Origin of the sequence: Streptomyces sp. NPDC046862 (genome assembly GCF_040704615.1) — a bacterium.
Lineage (GTDB): Bacteria > Actinomycetota > Actinomycetes > Streptomycetales > Streptomycetaceae > Streptomyces.
This window is the reverse complement of sequence record NZ_JBEYXP010000013.1, coordinates 47,620-70,932: the sequence shown is the minus strand read 5'-3', so window position 1 is coordinate 70,932 and position 23,313 is coordinate 47,620. Positions and strand designations below refer to the sequence as shown.

The following is a 23,313-nucleotide window of genomic DNA, read 5'->3' as shown; positions in this document are numbered from 1 at the left end:
AGAGAAGGCCTCGATTGCGTTTTCAGTAAGCATAAATACCACCGGTCCCAATTTCGTCGCGACGGATCTGTTCAGTGGACAATTCCGCTGATGCACCACATAGTAATTATTGAGAACAATTGAACATGTGGCATAGAATCAGTCTATGTAGGCCAGATCATGGTGCCCAAAGAACCTGCGGACGCTCAGCTGGTTCCACTTGAGTCTGGCAAAGACACAGTGCGCCTTCTCGAGCAATAAACTATCCCCAGCATAAGTGCAGAACTGCCGAGTGGACCCAGCCCGCCGTCCGGGCTGGCAGCCCGGAAACGGGGCAGGACCGGGACGGATCCCGTGTTCACTGCGACTCGTTCGATGAAGTAGGAGCCCAGCTCTGTCCCTGCGGCATCGCCACGGCTACCCCGCAGCTCTTCACCGTGGCCTCCCGACGCACATCCATATGAACGCCCAGGAGTTCCCCATCCGGTCGCCCGGTCCGGGGATGCGCCGCACCCGGCCCGTATCCACCAGATTTGAGCCGGTGAGTCCTTAAGAGACGTAACCACTGATTCCTCTCGTACTCCTCTCCGTCACGCTTGCCGGACCCAAACCATCTGGCAGTACTGGTCCGTCCCGGCGTTGTCGGGGCCGCTCTCACCCTCCCCGGCACCTCCCGGGTTATGAGACAGAGAGAGCTGCGCATGTAGGCCGACAGTGCTGGCCTGACAAGCTCACGGACGGTCTCATTGTCCTCACCCAGGAAGGTGTGCACCACGACCACGACGTGGTCCGACCATCCATCCTGGCTCGCCTCAGACGCGGCCTTACGGTACTCGAAGATCTTCTCGGTCAATTGATCTGGGCTTTGACCGGGCAGGTGAGTAAGCAGCCCAGCACCTATGCGGCCCGCGCTTCGGAAAGTCTCGACGTCGCCAACGCTAGTGATCCAAACAGGCAACTCGGCCTGCGCCGGGGGAGGAAATGACCGCACCTTCGCAGGGTTTCCCATCCCGTCAGGCAAAGGACACGCCGACGCGACCATGCGATATATTGTCGACTACCGACCATTCCTCGGCTATCCGCAATGGGTAATGCAGGGGTGCTGCAACGCTGCCTGCCCGAATTTTAACGCGACTAGTGATCGAGGCAATCGCTGCACTGGTTACCGACGGATTCGGGTAAGTTCCTCTGAAATTATGAAAATGGCGTTCCGGTGTCCATATGGAATGGAATCCATGCTCGTCCGAGAAACGAGCGCCATCGATCAGTAGTCGGTACCGATCCCCCTCGGCACATCCACTGTCATTGGCAAAGTAGAAAAGACTGAAATCCACCACACTTGCACCCCTCATCGATCAATGCAGAGCCGGGTCCAGGATGTACCAGCATCATTGATGCGCATTGGCGCTATGCTATGCAGCAGTGTCGAAGTCAAGCCCAGCGTTGACCCAACTGGTGACACGGATACGTGCCGCCGCTTGTCTCGCCGGCGGGACAAGTGGCGGCATGCGGCTTCATGCGGCTCGCGGCGCATACAAACTGCGACCGCATTCCCCATTTGACAGCAAGAAGATACTTCTTCAGTTTAGAGAATGTCTCACGTGGTGAGTTTCACGAGTTTCTTGTAGCAAGTCAGGGCGGCTGCGAGGCCGAGGAAGGCGAGGAAGTGTTCTCCTTTTCGTTCGTATCGGGCGGTGAGGCGGCGATAGCCGAAGAGCCAGGCGATCGACCGCTCGATCTTCCAGCGGTGGCGGCCGAGGCGTTCACCGGACTCGATGCCGGGCCTGGCGACACGCGGGACGATGCCGCGTTCCCGCAGCCAGGCCAGGTGAGCGGCGGAGTGGTACGCCTTGTCCGCCCGGAACCGGCCCGGTTTCCTGCGACGCGGTCCGCGCCGGGAGCGGATCGCCGGTATCACGCCCACCAACGGCCGCAGCGCGTGGGTGTCATGAACGTTCGCACCGGAGACACCGACGGTAAGCGGGATGCCCTGGGTGTCGGACAGGACATGCAGCTCGCTGCCCTTCTTGCCGCGATCGACCGGGTTCGGCCCGGTCAGCGAGCCCCCCTTTTCGCGCGCACGCTCGCCGCGTCCACGATCGCCGCAGTCCAGTCGATCTCGCCTCTCGCGCCGAGTTCATCCAGCACCGCCTGGTGCAACCTCCGCCACACCCTCACTTTCGTCCAGGCCGTGAGTCCACCGGGGCTGTACCCCCGCCCTGCGGACGGGACTTGAACCCCGGCAACAACGGAGCAGTCAGCTCCCACAACCCATCCGGCACCAGCCGGCGCGACAGATCAACACCCACAGCCCGACATCATGCCGCAACGAGCTCGCACCACGTGAGACAATCTCTTAGTACTCCAGTTGCGCTTCTTCATTTGCCCTGGTCAGCGTGCCAGTTTCGAGTCTGGTGAGCTGACGCTGCATCAGGGCAGATGGTGGTTCGTGACCCGCCCGATTGGGGCGCGTTGAGCCTGCCATGGAGCCGGATATCGAAGCAGGGCTGTGGGCGACCGAGTTGGAGTCGTTGCTGCTGCGGGTGGGGCAGCGGTTCGGGCGCATCGAGCCGCGGCGTCGGATGCAGGACTACGTGCGCGGGCTGCTCGGCCCGGTCGGCCGGAAGAACAGCTGGCAGCTGGCCGAGCACGTCGGCCATGCCACCCCCTACGGCCTGCAGCGGCTGCTGTCCTGGTGCCAGTGGGATGCAGACGAGATCCGTGGTGACCTGCAGGAATACGTCGCCGAGCGGCTCGGCCGACCTGACGGTGTGCTGATCGTGGATGACACCGGCTTCCTGAAGAAAGGCACCGTCTCAGCCGGGGTGCAGCGCCAATATTCGGGGACGGCCGGCCGCACCGAGAACTGCCAGATCGGCGTGTTCGCCGCCTATGCCTCGGTGAAGGGGCGGGCCCTGGTGGACCGGGAGCTGTATCTGCCCAAGTCCTGGAGCGATGACCCGGATCGGTGCCGCACGGCGAGAATTCCTGAGGACAGGTCCTTGGCGACGAAGCCCGAACTGGCGCGCGATGGTATCGAGGGCACTCAAATCCGCGCTGCCGATCGCCTGGGTGACCGCGGATGCGGCCTACGGCCAGGAGCGGGGCTTTAGGCGGATGCTGGAGGAGGCCGGGGTGGGTTACGTCCTGGCGGTTCCCAAGTCGCAGCAAGTCAAGTCGCCTGCGGGGAGTTGGCGCATCGACCATGTTCTCACCGGTGCCCCCGACGACGCCTGAGAGCGAATCTCGTGCGGCGACGGCGCGAAGGGGCCTCGGGTCTACGACTGGGCCGCAGCCAGGCTCCCCGCGACCGACGACACAAACGGCGGGACACCCATGCATCACCGCTGGGTGCTGGCCCGTCGTAGCCTGGCCCGCCCCGAGGAGATCGCCTACTACCTCGCCTTCGCCCCCACGGAGACGGACGTCTCCGAACTGGTCCGCGTGGCCGGCTCCAGATGGGCGATCGAGGAGTGCTTCCAGACAGCGAAGAACGAGTGCGGCCTGGACCAGTACGAGGTCCGCCGGTACATCGGCTGGTACCGGCACATCACCCTGGCCATGCTCGCCCACGCCTTCCGCAGGACACCACCGGCACACTGATCAGGTACTGAGATGGTCCCGGTGGTGGCGCCGTCACCAGGCGACTGCCAGACGCTGCCACTACAAGCGGCGCACCGCCGGTCACGAACTCCCGCCACGTGACGGACCGTCAGCTCGCTACAGTCGGAAACAGGCTCCTGACCAGCGGCGATAGCGAACTGCAACTGGAGTAATAAGGCCGACGTACCGCAGGGATCACCACTCGTCACGACAGCCGGACATCGCCGATTGAACCTGAATAGTGGGTCTCGCCGGATTCTCGTGACGAGGCGACCCTCCGTGACCTCGAAGGCCTACGCGGAAACCTTTTCACCCCCGGCGCCCTCCGCCAGCCGCACGATGTCCCCGAAATCGCCTTCCGCAAGGGTCCCCAGAAATTCGGCGGCATCGACGAGCTGGGCAAGCCGCTCTTCCGTTTCCATGTACAGCTTGATGGCGCCGATCGAGTCACCTCCGCATTCGAAGAACTTCTCGTGATCCTCAACCTGGCCATCGGTCGAACGGCCAAGGCTCTGGAGCCACATCTGGGACATGACATCCCGAGTGCTGCTGTGAGAGGACAATGCGGTCTCCTGACCCACTAGATTCTCTGCAATCCCATGTCATGCTGCCGTGCCGGGGGTGGCCACGTAGAGATGCTGTTTCAGCACCGCCGCAGGCCCCCCTTCCGTCCGGAACTGTGGCTTTTGAGGTGAAGCCGGCCAGACGCAATTGCTCGTGCCACTCTGCGGGGGTGAGCAAAACGCAGTTCTCGGCGGACCGGAAGTCGGCCGAGCCAGGCCGGGGTTTCTCCTCGGGGGCCGACAGCATGAACAGCGCCGGTCCGCGGTCATCCGCCGTAGTTGCGTCAGCGTCGCCCCGACATCGTGGGCGTTGTGGAGCACATTCGCCGACAGCAACACGTCCGCCGGCGGTGCGGCCAGCCCACTCCTCCTCTTGATATCGAGCAACTCGAACTCGACGAACGGGTGGGCGGGGAAGCGTTCGCCCCCCGCCTTGAGGAACTCTGGTGAGATATCGTTGTAAACGTAACGCAGCTTGATCCCAGTGGCGGCCAGCTGCGGCAGTAAGTCATCCGTGGTAGCGACGATGCCGGCCCCGAGTTCCAGAATCCGGGCGGGCGCGGTTCCGGCCCTGTCGCGCAGGTCGTCGCCGTGGCCAAGCGTTGCGCACGCTTTCGATATCCGGTCGTCGTCGGCCGGGTCCGGACCAGTCTTGTCCGTATCGTCCGTCACGACGAGCACGTCGTTTCGTCGGCGGCATCGAGGTCGTGCGGTGCCGCGCGCGACGCGTTCGTGTCGACAGTCAGCTCGCTGACCAGGAGGCTTCGGACTTCCTCACGACAGCGGTCCACGAAGAAGTGGTCGCCGGGGAAGACGTGGACCTTGGTGCCGGCATGGGTGTGGTGGTCCCAGTGCTGGAGCTCGTCCGTGGGGAGACCGGGGTCGTCGGTGGAGCCGAGTACCGTGATCGGGATGTCCAGTGCCGGTCTGGGCTGGTAGCCGTACCCGTCTACGACGCGCCAGTCCGCGCGGAGCACGGGCAGGGCGAACGAGAGGAGCCGCTCGTCGTCCAGTACCTCCTGGGGTGTGCCGCCCAGTCCCCGCAGTTCGGTCATCAACTCCTCGTCCGTGCGCGGTTGCGCCGACGGCACGGCCTGCAGCCGGTGCGGCGGGGCGCCCCCCGCGACGACCAGGTGCTGGGCCCGGTTCCCGGTGAGGTCGGACAGTTTGTACGCCAGCTCGAACGCGACGCCTGCTCCCATGCAGTAGCCGAACAGCGCGTAGGGCCGATCCGTATGCGGCGCAAGATCGGCGGCAAGGAAGTCCACCAGCTCGTGCATGTCGTGGACAAGGCTGTCCCGGAAACGGTTCTCCCTGCCCGGTAACTGGACCGGCACGAACTCGATCCGTTGGTCCGAGCCCTCCCACCACTGCCGATAGAGGCTGGCGCCCTTGCCCGCGTACGGCAGGCAGAACATGCGAAGGTCGGCTGCAGAGGACGGCGGGCCGTACAGGAATATGCGTTCGCTGATGGAATTGCCTTCCTTCCGATTCGCGACGATGCCCCCGAGAACGGGCGAAATGCAAGGGGATAAGCGCGCCCCTGTGCCTCGTGTTTGATATATCGAACAAGGGTGGATCGCGTCGAGTGACCTTCCGGCGACCGATTGCATTGCGCCGTCGATCTTGCTTCGAGCTCCGAGAGTTCGTCAAGGGCCCGGCGGGTCTTCGAGCCCCTGACTGCCTGTCGTCAAGCGTCAGGTGACCGGAAAACCGCCATGAAGACCCGCGACGGGCTAGCGGCCCACGCCTGCTCCAGCTGCTCGTCCGGCACGATTCCCGGCAGCGCGGCGGCGGCGGACGGATCGAAGACGGCACCGGCAGCTCCCTCGATCAGGCTCACGGCCAGGACCACCTGCCAGGACGCGGCATCCAGTGCGATCAGAATGCCGAGCAGAGCCAGCAGCACCGCTCGCGTGATGTCGCAGATGATCATCGTCAGTCGCCGGTCGAACCGGTCCGAAAGTGCCCCAGCGGGCAGTTTCACGCACAGCACGGTAATGGCCCGCACCGTGCCGACGACCCCGGCGAGCACCGCCGAATGGGTCAGGCCAGGATGAGCAGCGGGTAGGCGATCCCACTGATCTGTGTGCCGGTATCGGACAGCAACTGCCCGATCCACAGCATTCGAAAGCCCCTGTTGCGCCGTAGCGGAACCTGTCGTGGCACATCGGTGGCTATTTCAATTCCGCTGGCGTCACTCACCTTCGGGATCATACGCGCAGGTCGGGGCCGCGCCAGAGCAAGGAATAGTGATCCATGTCACGGCGTTGCGCTGCATGGCATCCGTGAGCGCATGCGACCTCGTGGTTTGCGTCGCGGTGAGCAACTTCCCTCGCGTTACACACCGTTGACACATCCGGATAGCGGCTGCGAGCGTAAGTCTCCGCCGCCCATCCGAGAGTTAATTCGAAGCTATTCGGCAGTACCGTCACATCCTTACGTAAGCCAATTGGCTTTAAACGCCAGGCTTTGGGGAAGAGTGCCAATCAAGAATGATCACGGCGTGAAAGTTACGTGCGTACGGCCTTCGGTGATCGATACGATCACTGAAGGTCAGACGATGCGCGGAACGTGTCCAGGGGGTAACGGTGCGTAAGGTTGTCAGCTCCCCAAACCAAGCCGCACGGCACACAGCAGCGGCAGGTGTTGCGCGGCGACCGCGGGGCTCGGGTGTCCAGCTCCACAAATCTGGCTTGCTGTTCACGACCAAGCAGAGCTTCAGCACCTGGGAAGATCTGGGTACCGAACTGTTCTCCTTCGCCGACTCCTCCACCTGGTGGATCGCCGATTGGCTGGTCTACGGCGAGTCCGTGTTCCACGACCGCTACGAGGAAGCCATCAGGCGTACGTCGCTCAGTTACCAGACCCTGCGCAACTACAGCTGGGTTGCGCGCGCGTTTTCGTTGTCCCGCAGGTATCAAGCCCTGAGCTTCAGCCACCATCTCGAAGTCGTGGCCCTTGAACAGCCGGAGCAGGACTACTGGCTGCGGAAGGCGGAAGAACTGGGCTGGAGCAGAAACAAGCTGCGCCGTGAGGTTCGCAGCAGTCTGCTCATGCGGCAAGGCAACCTGACGCCGTCAGATGCCGACAGCGACGACGAGGCAAGCGGCATCGACCGCACAGCGGCCGGGTCCACGTCGACGCCGGCCCTGCTCGACACCACCTCCGAGCCCGAAGCGCGCCCGCTGAAACTCCAGTTCTCGGCCGAGGACCTGGAGGGTCTGGAGAGAGCCGCCAGGAGGGACGGCGAGCCGATCGAGACCTGGGCGGCGAAGATCGTACGGCGCGCCATCGCCTGTTCCTGAGCACATCCGTTCTGAGAGCGTACGCGGTTGGGTGGACCAGGCCAAGAAGGCTCTGGCCACCCAACCCGCGCCGAAGGTCACCTGTACGATCCCGCCGTCCAGCCGGCCTACTTGTTCTCCATGTCGTGGGCCAGCTCGGTGAGCAACGCGTCCGGGGCGCCCAGGAAATCGTAGTGGGCGCCGTCCAGGAGTACCTCGCGGACGCGCCCCTCATCGGCGTACTGGTGCCAACCGCCCATGAGCCCGGCGGGGATGACCGTGTCCTCCCGCCAGCCGACGGTGGTGATGGCGGTCGCGAGCCGCACCGGCTCGGTGGGCCGGTACCGGCGGTTGGCCTCGATGTCGGCGGCGAGGAGCTGCACGCCGAGCTCGACGAGGTCGGGATGCACCTCGCCGCCCATGGCCCGGGTCATGGCCTCGATCTCCTGGGGGAGTTCGTCCTCGGTGAGCTCCAGCAGGCGCCCGTACGGGCCGTCGTGCGGGGCCACCTGGGAGGAGACGAAGAGCCGGTCCGGCAGCCGCCGCTCCTGCCGGGCCAGTTCCACCGTGACGGCGAACGCGGGCAGGACCCCGCTGCAGTGGCCGAAGAAGGTGAAGGGGCGGTCGAGGTAGGGCTCCAGCCCCTCCAACAGGGGGCCGGCCAGGGCGTCGTAGGTGCCGAAGTGCGGTTCCCGCAGCCGGTTCTCGCGCGCGGGCAGCTGCACGAGGCAGACCTCGGCGCCGCCGATGTACCGCGGCCATCTTGAATACATCGACGCTCCCACCCCTGCGTAGGGGAACAGAAAGACGCGCGCGGGGCTGTCGTTCTTGGGGCGGCGCAGCAGCCACTTCGAGGGACGCTGGGCGGAAGTCATCCTTCTCCTCATGTGGAACGTCGGAACGGGGAGCGGGGGCGAGTGGTGACGAAAGCAGCTCGCGGCGGGGCGGGGCGGACGTCGTTAGTCCGTCGTCGCCGCGTCCGCTCCTGACGGGGCCGGCGCCGGGGCTCCAGGCGACAGCGCTTTGTCGATGATCTCGGCCAGTTCGGCGACGGTCGAGCTCAAGTAGAGGTCGCGCGGGCGGAGTTCTACGCCGTAGCGCTCGGCGATGTCGGTGACGATCCGAGTCACCAGCAGGGAGTCGCCGCCCAGCTCGAAGAAGTCGTCGTCCACGCCGACCTCGTCCAGCCCCATCAAATCGGCCCACAAGTCGGCGACTTGCCGTTCGACCGGCGTCCGCGCGGCCCGGAAGTCGGCGTTCGTCTCGGGGCGCTCGCGGATCTGGCGTGCCGCGAGCGCGGCCCGGTCGACTTTGCCGTTCCTCGTCAGGGGCAGGGCTTCGAGCCGGGCGAAGACCGCCGGAACCATGTAGGGCGGCAGTGAACGGCGAAGGAGCTCGCGCAGGTCCACGGCCGCGACGTTCTCGGCGCAGACGTAGAAGGCGGTCAGGCGCTTTTCCGCCACCGTGGGGGTTTGGACCACGACGCAGGCGTCCTTGACGCCGGGGTGGGCCAGCAGCACCGTCTCGATCTCACCGGGCTCGATGCGGAAGCCGCGGACCTTGACCTGGTGGTCGAGGCGCCCGAGGTACTCGACGACCCCGTCGGTCCGGCGCCTGACGAGGTCGCCGGTGCGGTACATCCGTGCGCCGGGTTCGGAGCCGAACGGATCGGGCAGGAATCGGTCCGCGGTCAGGTCCGGGCGCCCCACGTAGCCGCGGGCCACGCCGGCTCCTCCGGCATAGAGTTCGCCGCTCTCGCCGTCCGGCACCGGCCGCAGACGGTCGTCGAGCACGTACACCTCGGTACCGGTGACGGGCCTGCCGATCGGGACGGTGTCGCCCTCGGCCGGTGCCTCCATGACGTGGCAGCAGGTGAACGTGGTGTTCTCCGTCGGGCCGTAGCCGTTGACCAGACGGATTCCGGGAAGGGCGGCGAACGTGCGGTCAACGTGGTGCGGGGAGAGCACGTCCCCGCCGGCCAGCAGCTGACGCAGCGTGGTCATCCGGGCCATCGGGCCCTCGGCCATCTGGTGGAAGAGACCCGCGGTCAGCCACAGCACGGTCACTCGCTCCCGTACGACCGTCTCGGCCAGCTCCGCCAAGGACGGCGCGCCGGGCGGCGCGACGGCCAGCCGGGCGCCGCCCAGCAGAGGGGCCCAGATCTCCAGCGTCGAGGCGTCGAAGGCGAGCGGAGCGAACATCAGGAAGGCGTCGTCGGGTTCGACCGCCAGGAAGTTGCTGCTCCGGACGAGACGAAGCACGGCGCGGTGCGTGATGCACGCGCCCTTGGGCCTGCCGGTCGACCCGGAGGTGTAAGCCACGTAGGCCGCATGGTCCGGCAGTACGGGTAGCGCGAGGTCGGTGGTGGACAGACCGGTGAGTTCGAGGGCGTCGGAGTCGAGCACCAGGACGTCGGTCAGCCCGGAAACCCGTGCGAGCAGCAGCTCCTGAGTGAGGATCAGGCGGATGCCTGCCTCCGCCGTCAGAAGTTCGTGACGCTCGCGCGGCTGGCGTGGGTCGAGCGCGACGTAGTGCCCGCCGGCCTTCAGGACCGCGATCAGGGCGACGACGGTGTCGACGGATCGCTCCGTGCAGACCCCGACCGGGGTCTCCACGTCCACTCCCTTGCCGCGCAGGTGCCGGGCGAGCTGGTTGGCCCGCGCGTTGAGCTCCGCATAGGTGACACATCGGCCGCTCATGGATAGCGCTACTGCGTCCGGGAAGGTGGCCGCCCGCCGCTCGAAAGCCGCGTGCACCGATTCAGCGGTCGATGTCATTCTCGGTCCCTTTGCACCTTTTCCAGATGGTCGGCTGTGATGTGGGGCTCCGGGTCACCCGGCGGCGGACACGGCGGCGTCGGCCTTGAGGAGGTCCTCCATGCGCGAGGCGAAGAAGGAGACGGTGGCCTGCGCGTCCGGTTCGGCCATCCTCTCCAGTCCGGTCCCGGTCACGAAGCGGGACGTGACGAGCCACTCGAACAGTTCGGGCGAGCGCGCCCACCGCGCCATCCGCTCCAGCCTGAGGGAGTAGAAGGACAGCAGGTCGCGCGAGGAGTCGGGGTTGACGACCGGTGGGCACAGGCCGTTGCGCCACTCGTCGTCACCGTCCATGCACTCCAGGCGGGCGGCGATGGCCGCGCTGGGCGCAAGGAGACACGGCAGCAGCGGCTGGAGCGTGATGGCGCCGTCCTCGAACACCGGCTTCAGCGGCTTCTGCGTCAGGCCGTCCGCGGTGCAGTCGACGTGCACCGTCTCCGGCGTGGTCGGGATCGTTCCCTCGTCGAGCGTCACGATCGAGGCACCGACGGCACGCACCCGCCCCAGACGTACCACGTTCTTGATCCGGCGGAGCTGGACCAGTTCCTCGGTGTCCACTGTGGCGCACCGGAAGGCAGCCGGTTCGACGTCGGGGTCACGCCGTATGACGACGCCTTTCTCCTCCAGGACGCTGATCACGTCGTCGGCCGAGCGGCACACCAGCAGCTTCATCAGCGGCTGGAAGCCGTCGCTCTGCCATTCGAGTTCACGGTTGATCAGCCATGCGTCACGGGGCACGATCCAGGTGAGGCGATCAGGGTCGATGCCCCGCTCCAGCAGCCACAGGCAGGCGTCGATCCCGGTCTTGCCGGCGCCGATGACGGTGAACCGCTCGGGTGCGCGGTCCAGTTCGGCGAGCTGGTTGATCGGGACCACGGTCGCCGCGTCGTCGACGTCGAAACCGGCGGGCCGCATCGCGGGGACAGTGATGTTCATGTACGAGGCGTCGACGACGCGCTTGCGCACGACGATCTCCGTCGTCTCCCCTGTCACCAGTGAGCGGGCTCTGGCCCGGCGGCCGGGCTCCACCACGTCGACGTGGTGCTTGGGCAGATAGGTGACGCGCCCCGAGGCGAGCAACGTCTCGCGCATCACACGGTCGTAGTAGTGCAGGATCTCATCGCGTGACGCGAGGCTTCGCGTTCCCTCGTCACTGGGCATCGGCCGGGAAACGACGCCGTAGAAGTTCGAGGGCCCGTGCAGCTTGACGAATGGATAGGAAACGGTCCAATGACCGCCCGGGGCGTCATTGCGGTCCACGACGGCGATCGTGGACGTGCTTTCGCCGACCAGGACGTCGGCGAAAGCCATTCCCATGGCACCAGCGCCGATGACCAGGTAATCGACCGTCAACACGTTGGTCGGCAACTCGTCTCCTTGTGTGTTCCGGAAGGGGGGCGTGCCGGGCCCCGTGTCACACCGCTTCGGCGGCGGGCAGCGGTTCCGAGGACTTCGGGGCCAGCGCTCGGACGGAGGGGGTGGCAACCATGGCCAGGGTGGCGAGGAGGATGAGCGCTGCGGCCGCGTAGAGGGTGGCGTGGAGGCCGATGAGGAGTACGGCGGGACCGGCGGCGAACTGGGCGAGAGGGAGCGCGAGACAGGAGCCGAGATCGTCGTAGGCGTAGACGCGGGCGAGACGGTCCTCGGGGATCTGGTCGTTGAGGGTCGAGTACCAGGCGACGCCGGCCTGCTCGACGCCCACACCCGACACGAAGTTGGCCACCACCAGCACCCAGGTGTACGGCGCGAGCGCGAGCAGCAGCGGCGTCAGCGCCGTCAGGCTCATCAGCGCGCAGCCGACCAGGATCGCGCGCCGGGGCCGCCAGCGCAGCGACAGCAGACCGCCGGCGACCGCGCCGAGCGAGGCCGCGGCGACGGCGAGACCCCAGCCGGTGCGGCCGATCCCGGTGGTGTCCGCCACGGCCGGGCCGAGGACGGTGAACGAGGCGGTGACGCCGGCGTTGAGGAAGCAGAAGGCCACCACGATCACCCACACCCAGCTGCGGGAGGTGAACTCCTGCCAGCCGACGCGCAGTTCGTGCAGCACGCCGGGGCTGGGCGCGGGCGGCGCGGCCTGGACGCGGACCAGGGCGAAGGCCGCGGCGGCTGACGCGAAGCTGAGCGCGTCGACGGCCAGGCCCCAGCCGGGACCGATCGCCGCGACCAGCACGCCGCCCAGCGAGGCGCCCACGATCGTGGCGCTGCTGCCCGCGATCCGGGAGAGCGCGAGGGCGGCGCGGCGGAACTCGGCCGGCACGACCTGGGGTAACAGGGCCTGGGCCGCGGGCTGGTAGCAGGAACTCGACGCCCCGTTGACCGCGGCGAGGGCCATGAGGAGGGGAATGGCGGCGTTGTGGGTGAGGACCAGGGTGGCGGCCATCGCCTGGCTCGCGGCGCTGATCAGGCTGCTGCCGACCAGCAGCGGGCCGCGCGGCAGGCGGTCCGCCAACACCCCGCCGAACAGCAGGAAGAGGATGCTGGTGAGGGAGTGGGCGCCGACCACCAAACCGAGCGAGCCGACCGAGCCAGTGGCGTCGAGTACGGCGAATGCCAAGGCGATCGGCGCCACTCCGTCGCCGAGCAGATTGGCCGTCGTACCGATGAAGAGGTGACGGAACGGGCGGTGGCGCAGCGGCGCCAGGGCGGCAGACATGCGCTTGATCGTCGGGGCTGGGCGGCGTGCCAGTCAACGGGAGCCAGGCCTCGCACCAGGCCGGACGTGCTGCTGCCCGCGCCTGGGCACCCCGGCCTTCGCCCACGCGGGCACGGCAGACGTGCCCCTGCGGTCCGACGGCACCGAGGCGCAGGTCCGCGGCCCGCACGCCCCCTGGGCGTCGTCCGGGATGGCGACGGCCTCGTGGACGTAGCGGCACACGGTGGCGATCCCCATGCCGAACCAGGCCGAGAGGTGGGCGTAGGTGTCGCCGTACCGCGGACGCTCGCGAACGAGTAGGGCCTGACACGCCGCTGTCAGCCCTCGCCACGAGGACGTGATCCGTGTCCGGGGCGTGGCCAGGGCCTCATCCTGGACGACCTCACGACGCGCCGGCCTGGGGATCGAGGCCGCGTGCCAGCGCCGTGACCGCGTCGCCGATGTCACGCAGGAAGAGGTCGCCCGGGCGGGTGAGTTCTCCGTTCAGCCGCCAGGCGAGCCGCATGGCGATGCTGCCGGACTCCTGCCAAGCGAACAGCATCAGCGGCGGACCGTGCTTCCGTTCCGCCTCGAAGGCGATCTCCTCGTCGGGGAGGAGCCGCGGCGCGAGGGAGGACGCGAGAGGCCCCTGTGGATCGGCGTGGAAGTCGAAAATCGATGTGTCGATGAAGTTGAACAGGGCGCCGGCGACCCGGATCGAGTGCGCGCCGGGCAGCAGCTCATCCCTGACGGTCTCGGCCTCGGCACGATCGATGTGGGCGAACAGGTTGGCCTGGGTGTGCCGGCGGAAGGTGTCTCTCGCGGCGCGGGGGAGGTCCTCCGGAGACGGACTGGACACGAGCACCGGAGCCTGCAGGAACATCTTGCTCGCACTGGACCGGACGTTCTCCAGCCACCTGTTGTGGGAGAGGGCCAGCACGCCGATCGACGGAGTGCCGGTGAGACGGCACAGCGCCGCACCGTACGCCATCAGCAGCACCGTGGCCACCGGCACCCGGAGCCTGGCCGAGGCGACCTCGGCCGCCTTGAGCAGGGAGGCGGAACGCAGCATGCAGCCGGCGTACCGGTCCGCGTCCGTGGAGACGACCGACGAGCCGGCATCGACGCCGCCCTGTGGCCCCACAGCCTTCCGCAGCTCCTGGAACTGACCGGTCCAGTACTCGAGAGCCTGCCGGCGATGGTGCTCCCCCGCCTCCGAGTCCTCCCAGCGGACGACGTCCAACGGCTGCGTGACGTCCGGATCGGCGGGTGGCACCCCCCGCAGTAATCCGTCAAGATCCCGCCGCAGCACGTTCATGCCCCACCCGTCGACGGCGCTGTGGTCGGTCACCAGGCCGATCTCCTCGACGCGCCCGCCCGTGGTCGACACCACCGCGTGGAACGGCCACTTCGACGACAGCTCGAAGGACGAATGCCGAACCCGGGTGAAGAGCTCCTCGGCTGCCTGGACGCTGCTCACCGAGACGGCGGCCTCCACCGCCGCGGCGGACACCGCGGTGACCCGCTGCCTGTCACTGCTGTTTCCGCCCAACGACAGCAGGGTGCGCAGGGACTCGTGCCGGGCGACCAACTGGGTCAGTGACTGAAGCACCTGAGGGACCGTGGCCCCCTGGCCGTCGACCACGGTGTACAGGTTGTCCTCGTGAGCGTCCTCGTTGTGCTTCTTGAGCTCCTCGGGGTCAGTGGGGCGCCCGGCGAACCAGTCGGCCTGGGGCCAGTTCAGACGGCCTTCTCGTTCCCCCGCCGCGTTCTCAACGATCTCTGACAATGCCCCGCCTCTCGCTTCGGCCATGATTTATTCCGGTTCCTCCACCACGCGACGGATCTCTGACAGTTCACCGCGGACCAGCAGATCCATCAGGTGCCGGTCCGTGGCCGGCAACGCGTCGAGAAGGGCGGCGGGAAGACTCCTGACGAACGAGCGGGCGGGCGACAGCGCGTCGCGCAGTGTGGCGTCACTGTGCAGATGCAGGTTGCGGAGCGCCCGCCGAACGTTGCCGCGGCACATGTCGTCCGCGTACGGGGGGACAAGTTCCGGGGCGAGATCCGTGATCACCTCGAATGTGTCGAGCACCATCCGCATACAGGCCGCGATGTTCTCCGGTTCTTCGCCCCGCTGAGTGATCGACGGCACGCCTTCTTCGCGGATACGCCAGAAATAGACGACCTCCGACCGCACATCGACGGACGACGCCTCGATGTGCGCGCGTATCATCACCGGCGCGTCCTCGTACTCGGGCAAGGTGAACACGAAATCTCGCGCATTCCAGAACGAGCGCCGGAACACCTTGTTCCAGACCATACGGTCGCGTACCAGCGCGGTGTGGCTCCGGATGTGTGTGCGTCGCCGGTCCTGCTCGAACACGTCCTGGTATCCGGAATACGGTTCCGCACCGGAGCTGTGCAGTCGACGTACGCCTCCGGTTGCGAGGTCGGATCCGGTGTGTTCCAGCGACCTGATGAGCGAGGCGTACCCGGTGGTCGGCACGATGTCGTCACCGTCGCAGAAAGCGAGATAGCGTCCGCGGGCCGCCCGAGCGCCGGCATTTCGGGCAGCGCTCACTCCGGAATGCGGCTGTCGGATCACCTGAACGCGGGAGCTCTTGCGCGCCCACTGTTCGGCGACGCTGTGGCTGCGATCCGTGGATCCGTCATCGACCACGATGATCTCGACGTCCGCGACGTGTTGGTCGAGCAACGACTCGAGGCAGGCGGAGATGTAGGGCTCGACGTCAAACATCGGAATGACGACGCTCAGTGTCGGCCGCATGACACACCAAACCTTTCCCATGGATTACGACCGGTGCAGAAGCTCAACTCGGCGCCGGTCGATGGCTCGGGACGCGATCAGGACACCTTCACGAGATCGGGTCAAGAGCTCCCAGGGCATCACTGAGGTCCCTGAGTACGGGATTCTTGAAAACGATGCGGACATTTCGGCGTATCCCGAGTTCCTCGCTCAGGGCCTGTGCGAGTCGGATGGCGATGATGGAGTTGCCGCCCACGTCGAAGAAGTCGTCGTCGAGGCCGATGTCGGCGTTACCCGTCAGTTTCCGCACCTTGTCGACTATCAATGCGTCCATGGAGTTGCGGAACTCGCTGTCGTTCGTCATGTTCCCGAGACCTCTCTGCGCGGTTCGTCGTCCATCGCCCTGACCAGGCTGGCCGGCCTCATATCAGTCCAGTGCGCGGAAACATACTCGAGACAGCTCTTTCGAGTGTCCTCTCCGTGTACCACCTTCCAGCCCGCCGGCACCGATCTGAACGCAGGCCACAGAGAGTGCTGGTTCTCGTCGTTGACCAGTACCAGATAAACGCCCTCGTCGTCTTCGAGTGGATTCGCCACGGGCTCCCCCTTCAGAATCATCTACGACCTTGCAGCGCAAGGGCGACAAAGTGTCGAAATGGGGCGCAGGTATGCCCGCTGTGCCCGGCACGCCTCACCAGGCTGATTATTGTGCTTGTCTCGCTGGCGAGACAAGCTTGATCGCGAGCCGGACGCCTGGTCGTCCGCATGGGCGACCTGGTCGACGCTATGGGTGAGGTGGGCGGGCAATGTCTGATCGTGTTGCCGTGATAGGAATGTCGATTCGTGCGGCCGGTGTGCGGAGTGCGGCGGACTTCTGGCGACTCCTGAGTACGGGACGTTCCGGGCGGCGTGAAATCGACAATGCGGAACTGGTGCGACGTAGGATTCCGGGCCGCAGATACAAGGACCCGGCATACGTGCCCGTTGCGTATTCCATGGAAGATCACCTCGGGTTCGATCTCAAGGCATTCGGATTCGGCCGGTCCGAGGCGGAGCTGACAGACCCGCAGCATCGGGCAATGGTGGAAGCTTGTTATCGGGCAGTGGAAAGCTCGGGATGCTTCATCGGTTCGCTGCCGGATCGCGTCGGAGTTTTCGTCGGATCACGGACGAGTGGCTACGGTGCGCAGATCGAAAACTGCTCGGCCGGAGCCGACAGCGATGTGGATCTCGCCGGTCTGGCCATTGGAAACGATCCCGATTACATGTCGAGCAGAGTTTCCTACACCTATGGTCTCACCGGTCCCTCGATGACCGTCCTGACCGCCTGCTCGTCCTCAAGTGTGGCAGTGCATCTCGCCTGTCAGGCGATTCTCGCCGGTGAGTGTGACTCGGCACTGGCGGGCGGCGTCGCCCTGGACGTACGGGACGCGGGATATACGTTCACCGAGGGCGGCATCTACTCACGGCGGGGCCGGTGCGAGCCATACATGGCGTCAGCGGACGGCACGGTGGACGGCAATGGCGTTGCCGTCCTGTTCCTACGCCGGTTGGATGCGGCGTTGGCCGCGGGCAACCCGATCCTCGGAGTCATCGCCGGTACCGCGGTGAACAACGACGGCCGAGAGCGCGCCGGTTTCACGGCACCAGGAGTCGCCGGTCAGACCGAGTTGATCGAAGAAGCCCTCGACGTAGCCGAGTTGAACTCCGCCGCCATCGGCCTGCTGGAGGGGCACGGCGCGGGCACGAGCATCGGGGACGCGCTGGAGATCGACGCCGCGACCCAGGCCTTTCGGTCCAGCGGAGCCGGTGCCGGCGAGTGCCGACTCCACTCCGTCAAGGCGAACATCGGCAACCTCACCGCGGCGGCCGGCGCGGCAGGCATCATCGCTTGCCTTCTGGCCCTGCGCCATGGCCAGATTCCTCCCAACGCACCCCTGGTGGACGGGGCCCCGCCCATCGACCTGCGAGGCACACCGTTCAAGCTGGCGGACAAGCCTGCCTCTTGGCAACGGTCGGACCAGGGCCGCTATGCGGCGGTCAGTTCGTTCGGGCTGGGCGGGACGAACGCGCATGTCATCATCGGCGACGCCGAGCCGGAGTCGCGCGTCGCCGCCCGCAAGGGGCGGTCCTGGCAACTGCTTCCGCTGTCCGCGGACGACCCGGAACGCCTCACCGAAGCCGTCGACACCGTGCGTGCGTCCGTGGACGGAGCATCGGCCGAGGTGCGACAGGACATCGGCCACACGCTGCGCACCGGTCGCCCGGAACTCACCGCGCGCGCGGCCGCGCTGATCCCGGTCGACAACAGCTCGACCGGCGTGAGGTGGCCGCAGCCGGTGCGGTTCCGTACGGTTCCCGAAGGGCCGCCGACACTCGTCTTCATGCTCCCCGGCGAGGAGGCCGGCGCGTCGGACGCGGCGCTCGCTCTCCACGAGGCCGAGCCGGTCTTCCGGTCGACCGTGGACGACGGCCTCGCAGCCATGGAACAGGTGCTGCCTCCCCAGACGTTCGCGGCCGTGCGCGATGCGTTCCTGCACGGCAGGTGCCCGACCGCGACGCAGGTCTCTCAACCGGTGCTGCACCTGCTCGGCGTCGGACAGCACGCATTCCTCAGCGACCTGGGAGTCGGACCGGACCTGCTGGTGGGGCACGGCGTCGGCGAGCTGACCGCCGCCCAGCTGAGCGGTGTCCTCTCGTTCGAGGACGCGGCGCGGGCGGTGTGCTGGCGCAGTCAGGCCATGTCGGATACCGCGGAACGCGCCGAAGCCGCCGTCCGCTTCACCCGTCGGATGCGCGACGTGCGGCTGAACCCTCCCACGACGCCAACGGTCTCCTGCGTCACCGGGACATGGCTGACCGGCGAGGAGGCCTGTGATCCCGGGTACTGGGGAGCGCAACTGCGCGAGCACGTCCCGTTCGACGAGGCCCTGCGCGCCGTGGTGTCCGAGCACCCCGAGGCGGTGTACCTCCGGCTGAACGGCGGGACGAGTCTGCTGCGGACGGACCAGCTCCGTGAAGACGCCGTCCTGGCCCTGGTGTCCGACGGAGAAGCCTCGGACAGCCAACGTTCGCTGCTCCTGGCGGTCGGAGCCCTTTGGGAGCGTGGGGTGCGGATCGACTGGCAGGCCTACGCCGAGCGTGATCACGCGCTCCGGATCGACATGGCACCGCGGACTTTCGAGCGGACCCCGTTTCTGCATCCGTCACTGCTGGAGCACTGCCCCGGGATCGACCCGGCGCAACTGTCGGGAAAGCAGGTCAGCCGATGACGCTCGACGCAAGCGCAAACCCGGCCTCGCTGTCGCAGCAGCGGCTCTGGTTCACTGAACAGCTGCTGCCCGGGACCTCCCGGAACAACCTGTGCGCGAGGTTCCTCGTACGCGGCGAACTGGACGTACCGGCTCTCGAACGTGCGGTCAACGGCGTGATCGAACGGCATGAGGTCCTGCGGACTCGCTTCGGCATCCTGGAGGACGCCCTCGTCCAGGAGGTGCTGGACGAGGCACGCGTCACCGTGCAGAAGCTCGACGCGTCCGATGAACCGTCGGTCTTCGCCACAGCGGATGAACTCGCCCGCGAACCGTTCGACCTGACCGACGCTCCCTTGGTGCGGGTAGGCCTGGTGCAGGGCAGCAGTGGCACCAGGGTTCTGGTGTTCGTGCTGCATCACGTCGTGGCCGACGCCCGGTCTCTGGACATTTTTCTGCGCGACGTCGCCGAGTTCTACCGAAAGGACAGGGCGGGCGGTGTCCCGGACCTGCCCGAGTTGCCGCCCACGCGTTACGTCGACTTCGCGAGACGGCAGCGTGAGTGGGCGAACACGCCGGAGGCCATGGAACGACGGGCCGCGCAGGTGAGCGAGCTCACGGGCTTCCCGACGGTGGTCGATCTGCCGGCCGACCGCCCTCGGCCGGCCGTGCAGACCTTCGCGGGGGCGTCCTTGCCCTGGCGCGTCCCGCCGTCGCTGGTCCGCGAGCTGGAGAAGGCGGCACGAGAGCACGGCACGGCCCTACAGACGACGGTTCTGGCCTCGTTCTCGGCAGTACTGGGTCTCTGGTCGCGGCAGTCACGGCTGCTGGTGGCAGCCCCGGTGGCCAACCGTTCGTCGGTCGACACCCCAGAGCTGATCGGTTCCTTCGCCAACACCCTCGTGATCCCGACGGACATGACCGGCGGTCCGACGTTCGCCGCGTACCTCGAGCGTGTTCGTGACGTGTACCGGAGCGTCGAGTCGCGGAACGTCCCCTTCGAGGAAGTCGTCGACGGCATCGCGCCCGAGCGCAGCCTGTCCCACAACCCGCTGGTCCAGGTGATGGTCGCATTCCACGACGGTTTTGTCGGTCAGACGGAACTGCCGGACGCGGAACTGGAACTGATCGACAACCAGACGGGAACCTCACAGTTCGACCTGGTACTCGATGTCACTCCGCTCAGCGACGGTCTCGACTGCCGACTCCGGTATGCGACCGACCTCTTCGACCGGGGCACGGCGGAGCGATTCGTCCGGCACCTGCGGCGGCTGTGGGAGGTCGTCGCCGTCAACCCGGACGTCCGCGTCGAGAACATCGACCTGGCGGGCGCGGAGGAGCGGGCCCTGCTCGCCGCACTGGGCACGGGCCCCACGCGTCCGGTCGACGCTCGCGCCCTCCCCGTCAGGCTGTCCGCGACCGCGCGCAGCCGACCGGACGCCGTCGCGGTGAAGGCGTCGGACGGCACCTACACCTACGCGGAGCTCGTCGAACGAGCGGAGGCGATCGGTGCGGCGCTGACGGCACGTGGGCTGCGGCCGGGCGATCTGGTCGGTGTGGCTCTACCCCGCGGCCGCGACCTGCCGGCGGGCCTGCTCGGCGTCTGGGCCGCGGGAGGAGCCTACGTACCACTCGACCCGGCGTACCCCGGCGCCCGGCTGGAACACATGACGCAGGACGCCGGCATCAAGGTGCTGCTGAGCATGAGCGACCTCGCCGACCGCATCCCCGTGCCTGCGGGTACCGAAGTGCTGCTGCTGGACCTGCCCGCCTTCCCGAGCCCGGCCGAACAGCCGGCCCGCGTGCCGTTGGGCGACGACGTGGCTTACGTGATCTACACCTCCGGCTCGACCGGCCGCCCCAAGGGCGTGATGGTCAACCACAAGAGCCTCGGGAACCTTCTGGACGACTTCGTGTCCGAGACCGGGTTCGGCACGCGCGACCGGTTGCTCGCACTGACCTCCCTGTCCTTCGACATCGCGGGACTGGAGCTCTGGCTCCCACTGCTGACCGGCGGGACGCTGGTGATCGGGCCTCCAGGTGTCGGGGGCGACCCGGAAGGCCTGCACAAGCTGCTCTCCGACGAGGAGGTCACGGTGGTGCAGGCCACCCCGGCGACCTGGAAGCTCTACGCCTCGTCCCAGCGCCTCACGCCGCCCGCGCTACGGCAGATATGGAGCGGCGGCGAGCACCTGCCGCACTCGCTCGCCCGAGCGCTGACCGCGATGGGGCCCGACGTGCACAACCTCTACGGGCCGACGGAAACGACCATATGGTCGACGCGTGCGGTGCTGGGGCGGTCCGACACCGTCACCGGGATCGGGCGGCCCATTGCGAACACCCGCCTGTTCGTCCTCGACGCCGCCGGCCGCCAGACGCCCATGGGGGTACCTGGAGAGCTGTGCATCGGCGGTGCGGGGCTGGCACTGGGCTACCTCGGCCGCCCCGAACTGACCGCGCAGCGGTTCGTCGACGTCGAAGGGCTGCCCGTCTACCGCACGGGAGACCTCGTCAGATGGCGGTCCGACGGGAACCTTGAGTACCTCGGACGTCTCGACGACCAGGTGAAGATCCGTGGGCACCGTGTGGAACCCGGGGAAGTCGATGCCGCGGCCCGAGTCTGCCCCGGCGTCCGCGACGCCTGCACGCTGGCCGTGACGACCTCCGCAGGGGAGGACCAGATGGTCACCTTCGTGACGCCGGAGAGCGTGGCGGAGCAGGCCGACGGCACCACAGAGGACTGGTGCACCATCTGGGAGACCACCTATGCCGAAGGCGAACCCGTCGCCGAGGACGACTTCAACCTGAAGGGCTGGCAGAGCAGCTACTCGAAGCAGCCACTGCCGAAGACGGACATGCGGGACTGGGTGACGCGGACCGTCGACCGGATCGCCGAAACGGGCGCCCGCTCCTTCGCGGAGATCGGCTGCGGCACCGGATTGCTGCTGCTGCGCCTGGCCCCTGGGGCCGACCGCTGTCTGGGGATCGACTTCTCCACGGAAGCCATCGGTCATGTGCGGGACGCGGTTGCCCGAAGGGGGCTTGCCGACCGGGTGCGGCTGGCCACGACCGCTGCCACGGAGATCGGGGACGTGGCCGGCGGAGAGCTCTTCGACTGCGTGGTGATCAACTCCGTAGCCCAGTATTTCCCCGGCCGGGACTACCTCACGGAGGTCCTGACCGAAGCGAGCAAGATCGTTGTTCCTGGCGGTCACATCTTCGTCGGCGACCTCCGGAGCCTGAAGCTGGCAGAGGCGTTCCACGCCGGCGTGCTGCAAACGGACGACCGGATAGGCGCCGAGGAACTGCGCGCCCTCGCCGCACGGCACGCACTGGAGGAAGACGAACTTCTCATCGACCCCGGCTATTTCGCGGAACTGCAGGACGCGCTTCCGGCGGTGACCGGAATTCAGGTCTCGCTCAAGGCCTCCGGGTTCGACAACGAAATGACGCGCTTTCGCTACGACGTCCTCCTGAAGGTCGGCGGGGAGGTACCGGACCAGCCGCAGCCCTGCGAGTACCGCGACTGGGAGGAGGTCTCCGACTACGCGGGCCTGGAGGGGTTGCTCGGCGCGTCGAGCTCGGTCGCGGTCGTCGTCGACGGCATCCCGAACGCCCGCGTCGCCCGGTTCGCCCAGCACGTGGCGGGTGACGCGACGCCCCACCCCACGTGTTCGCCGGAGGAACTCGACGAGGTCGCGGCCCGGCACGGCTGGGAGACTCACCATGCCTGGTCCTCTCGCCTCCCGGAGCAAGGACGCATTCGGACGGTCTTCACTCGCCGCGGCCAGTGGGGCGGGGGCTTCCTCCACGAGCGGCCGAGGGTCGACGGGCCCGTCAGCAACGACCCCAGGCAGGGCGCTCTGCTGCGGGTGCTGAAGCACAGCGCGCGGGCGTTTCTACGTCAGAGCCTGCCCGAGTACATGGTGCCGAACCGGGTTCTGACCTTGCCGACACTGCCGCTGACCCCGAACGGGAAGACCGACCGGATCGCCTTGAAGGCCCTCGCCCGGCAACAGGTCTCCAGCACGGACCATGTCCTGCCCAGCGGACCCGTTCAGAATCTTCTGCACGAGATCTGGAGCGAAGTGCTGGACGTATCCCGGGTCAGCGTCACGGAGAACATCTTCGACGCCGGCACCACATCACTTCTCGTGGTGCGGATACGCCAGGAACTGCGTGACCGGCACGGCATCGATGTCCCGCTGACGTCCTTCTTCACCTACCCGACGATCTCCGCGCTCGCGGAAACCCTCCAACCGGAAGTGGATCGCCGTTCCTTCGACGGACAGTCCACGAGCCCCCGGGCGCGCAACGCCACAGCCGCGCGGCGCCGACAGAACCGTCGGCAGCAGGAGAGAAGGCATTCGGAGTAGGGACCCGGCCACGCACCGGCGGAGAAGGCGAAGCTC

General features: G+C 67.1%; 20 protein-coding genes and 2 pseudogenes. 5 read left to right on the top strand and 17 right to left on the bottom strand.

What is annotated here, in order from left to right; translation table 11 throughout:
* Nucleotides 1-337: 337 nt before the first annotated feature.
* From AB0959_RS16660 to AB0959_RS16650, 3 genes and pseudogenes are all read right to left on the bottom strand, one after another.
* Nucleotides 338-988 (bottom strand): LLM class flavin-dependent oxidoreductase, encoded by a 651-nt coding sequence (locus AB0959_RS16660; protein WP_366827245.1) that lies wholly within the window; start codon nucleotides 986-988, stop codon nucleotides 338-340.
* A 4-nt stretch (nucleotides 989-992) separates the two neighbouring features.
* Nucleotides 993-1,331 carry an LLM class flavin-dependent oxidoreductase gene (locus AB0959_RS16655; protein ID WP_366827120.1) on the bottom strand — a complete coding sequence of 113 codons (339 nt, stop codon included), beginning with the start codon at nucleotides 1,329-1,331 and terminating at the stop codon, nucleotides 993-995.
* 245 nt (nucleotides 1,332-1,576) lie between these two features.
* Nucleotides 1,577-2,276, bottom strand: a pseudogene (locus tag AB0959_RS16650) (IS5 family transposase).
* Between the two features lie 186 nt (nucleotides 2,277-2,462).
* On the opposite strand from AB0959_RS16650, the pseudogene AB0959_RS16645 reads away from it, so the two are divergent.
* Nucleotides 2,463-3,216 (top strand): annotated as a pseudogene (locus tag AB0959_RS16645) (IS701 family transposase).
* Nucleotides 3,217-3,315: 99 nt separating this feature from the next.
* Nucleotides 3,316-3,582, top strand: a complete 267-nt coding sequence (locus tag AB0959_RS16640) for a hypothetical protein (RefSeq protein ID WP_366827119.1) — start codon at nucleotides 3,316-3,318, stop codon at nucleotides 3,580-3,582.
* A gap of 293 nt (nucleotides 3,583-3,875) precedes the next feature.
* Here the strand turns inward: AB0959_RS16640 and AB0959_RS16635 are convergent, their stop codons facing one another.
* The 5 genes from AB0959_RS16635 to AB0959_RS16615 form a co-directional block, all read right to left on the bottom strand.
* Complete coding sequence (locus tag AB0959_RS16635) at nucleotides 3,876-4,115, bottom strand: acyl carrier protein (protein ID WP_366827118.1); 240 nt, start codon at nucleotides 4,113-4,115, stop codon at nucleotides 3,876-3,878.
* A gap of 69 nt (nucleotides 4,116-4,184) precedes the next feature.
* A complete protein-coding gene (locus AB0959_RS16630; RefSeq protein WP_366827117.1) occupies nucleotides 4,185-4,826 on the bottom strand; it encodes a class I SAM-dependent methyltransferase in 642 nt (213 codons plus the stop codon).
* On the bottom strand, nucleotides 4,814-5,563 hold the full coding sequence (locus tag AB0959_RS16625) for a thioesterase domain-containing protein (RefSeq protein ID WP_366827116.1): 750 nt from the start codon (nucleotides 5,561-5,563) through the stop codon (nucleotides 4,814-4,816). The genes AB0959_RS16630 and AB0959_RS16625 overlap by 13 nt, the downstream gene beginning before the upstream one ends.
* A 272-nt stretch (nucleotides 5,564-5,835) precedes the next feature.
* Complete coding sequence (locus AB0959_RS16620) at nucleotides 5,836-6,180, bottom strand: MFS transporter (RefSeq protein WP_366827115.1); 345 nt, start codon at nucleotides 6,178-6,180, stop codon at nucleotides 5,836-5,838.
* 11 nt (nucleotides 6,181-6,191) lie between these two features.
* Nucleotides 6,192-6,350 carry a hypothetical protein gene (locus tag AB0959_RS16615; protein WP_366827113.1) on the bottom strand — a complete coding sequence of 53 codons (159 nt, stop codon included), beginning with the start codon at nucleotides 6,348-6,350 and terminating at the stop codon, nucleotides 6,192-6,194.
* 491 nt (nucleotides 6,351-6,841) lie between these two features.
* Between AB0959_RS16615 and AB0959_RS16610 the strand changes: the two genes are divergently transcribed.
* Nucleotides 6,842-7,453 carry an LmbU family transcriptional regulator gene (locus AB0959_RS16610; protein ID WP_366827112.1) on the top strand — a complete coding sequence of 204 codons (612 nt, stop codon included), beginning with the start codon at nucleotides 6,842-6,844 and terminating at the stop codon, nucleotides 7,451-7,453.
* Nucleotides 7,454-7,560: 107 nt separating this feature from the next.
* On the opposite strand, the gene AB0959_RS16605 is transcribed toward AB0959_RS16610, so the two are convergent.
* The 9 genes from AB0959_RS16605 to AB0959_RS16565 form a co-directional block, all read right to left on the bottom strand.
* Nucleotides 7,561-8,307, bottom strand: a complete 747-nt coding sequence (locus tag AB0959_RS16605) for a thioesterase domain-containing protein (protein WP_366827111.1) — start codon at nucleotides 8,305-8,307, stop codon at nucleotides 7,561-7,563.
* 84 nt (nucleotides 8,308-8,391) lie between these two features.
* A complete protein-coding gene (locus AB0959_RS16600; protein ID WP_366827110.1) occupies nucleotides 8,392-10,209 on the bottom strand; it encodes a non-ribosomal peptide synthetase in 1,818 nt (605 codons plus the stop codon).
* Between the two features lie 54 nt (nucleotides 10,210-10,263).
* On the bottom strand, nucleotides 10,264-11,616 hold the full coding sequence (locus AB0959_RS16595) for an NAD(P)/FAD-dependent oxidoreductase (RefSeq protein ID WP_366827109.1): 1,353 nt from the start codon (nucleotides 11,614-11,616) through the stop codon (nucleotides 10,264-10,266).
* Nucleotides 11,617-11,662: 46 nt separating this feature from the next.
* Entirely contained in the window at nucleotides 11,663-12,901 is a 1,239-nt protein-coding gene (locus tag AB0959_RS16590; protein WP_366827108.1) for an MFS transporter, read from the bottom strand.
* A 33-nt stretch (nucleotides 12,902-12,934) separates the two neighbouring features.
* Nucleotides 12,935-13,348: a transposase family protein gene (locus AB0959_RS16585; RefSeq protein ID WP_366827107.1), complete on the bottom strand. Its 414-nt coding sequence runs from the start codon at nucleotides 13,346-13,348 to the stop codon at nucleotides 12,935-12,937.
* Nucleotides 13,284-14,669: a condensation domain-containing protein gene (locus AB0959_RS16580; protein WP_366827106.1), complete on the bottom strand. Its 1,386-nt coding sequence runs from the start codon at nucleotides 14,667-14,669 to the stop codon at nucleotides 13,284-13,286. Before AB0959_RS16580 ends, AB0959_RS16585 begins: the two co-directional genes overlap by 65 nt.
* A gap of 27 nt (nucleotides 14,670-14,696) precedes the next feature.
* Nucleotides 14,697-15,671: a glycosyltransferase gene (locus AB0959_RS16575; protein WP_366827105.1), complete on the bottom strand. Its 975-nt coding sequence runs from the start codon at nucleotides 15,669-15,671 to the stop codon at nucleotides 14,697-14,699.
* Between the two features lie 88 nt (nucleotides 15,672-15,759).
* Complete coding sequence (locus AB0959_RS16570; protein WP_366827104.1) at nucleotides 15,760-16,014, bottom strand: phosphopantetheine-binding protein; 255 nt, start codon at nucleotides 16,012-16,014, stop codon at nucleotides 15,760-15,762.
* A complete protein-coding gene (locus tag AB0959_RS16565; protein WP_366827103.1) occupies nucleotides 16,011-16,247 on the bottom strand; it encodes an MbtH family protein in 237 nt (78 codons plus the stop codon). The genes AB0959_RS16570 and AB0959_RS16565 overlap by 4 nt, the downstream gene beginning before the upstream one ends.
* Nucleotides 16,248-16,456: 209 nt before the next feature.
* Between AB0959_RS16565 and AB0959_RS16560 the strand changes: the two genes are divergently transcribed.
* Nucleotides 16,457-18,922: a type I polyketide synthase gene (locus AB0959_RS16560; RefSeq protein ID WP_366827102.1), complete on the top strand. Its 2,466-nt coding sequence runs from the start codon at nucleotides 16,457-16,459 to the stop codon at nucleotides 18,920-18,922.
* Nucleotides 18,919-23,277, top strand: coding sequence for an amino acid adenylation domain-containing protein (locus AB0959_RS16555; RefSeq protein ID WP_366827101.1), 4,359 nt, complete (start codon nucleotides 18,919-18,921; stop codon nucleotides 23,275-23,277). The genes AB0959_RS16560 and AB0959_RS16555 overlap by 4 nt, the downstream gene beginning before the upstream one ends.
* Nucleotides 23,278-23,313 lie beyond the last annotated feature (36 nt).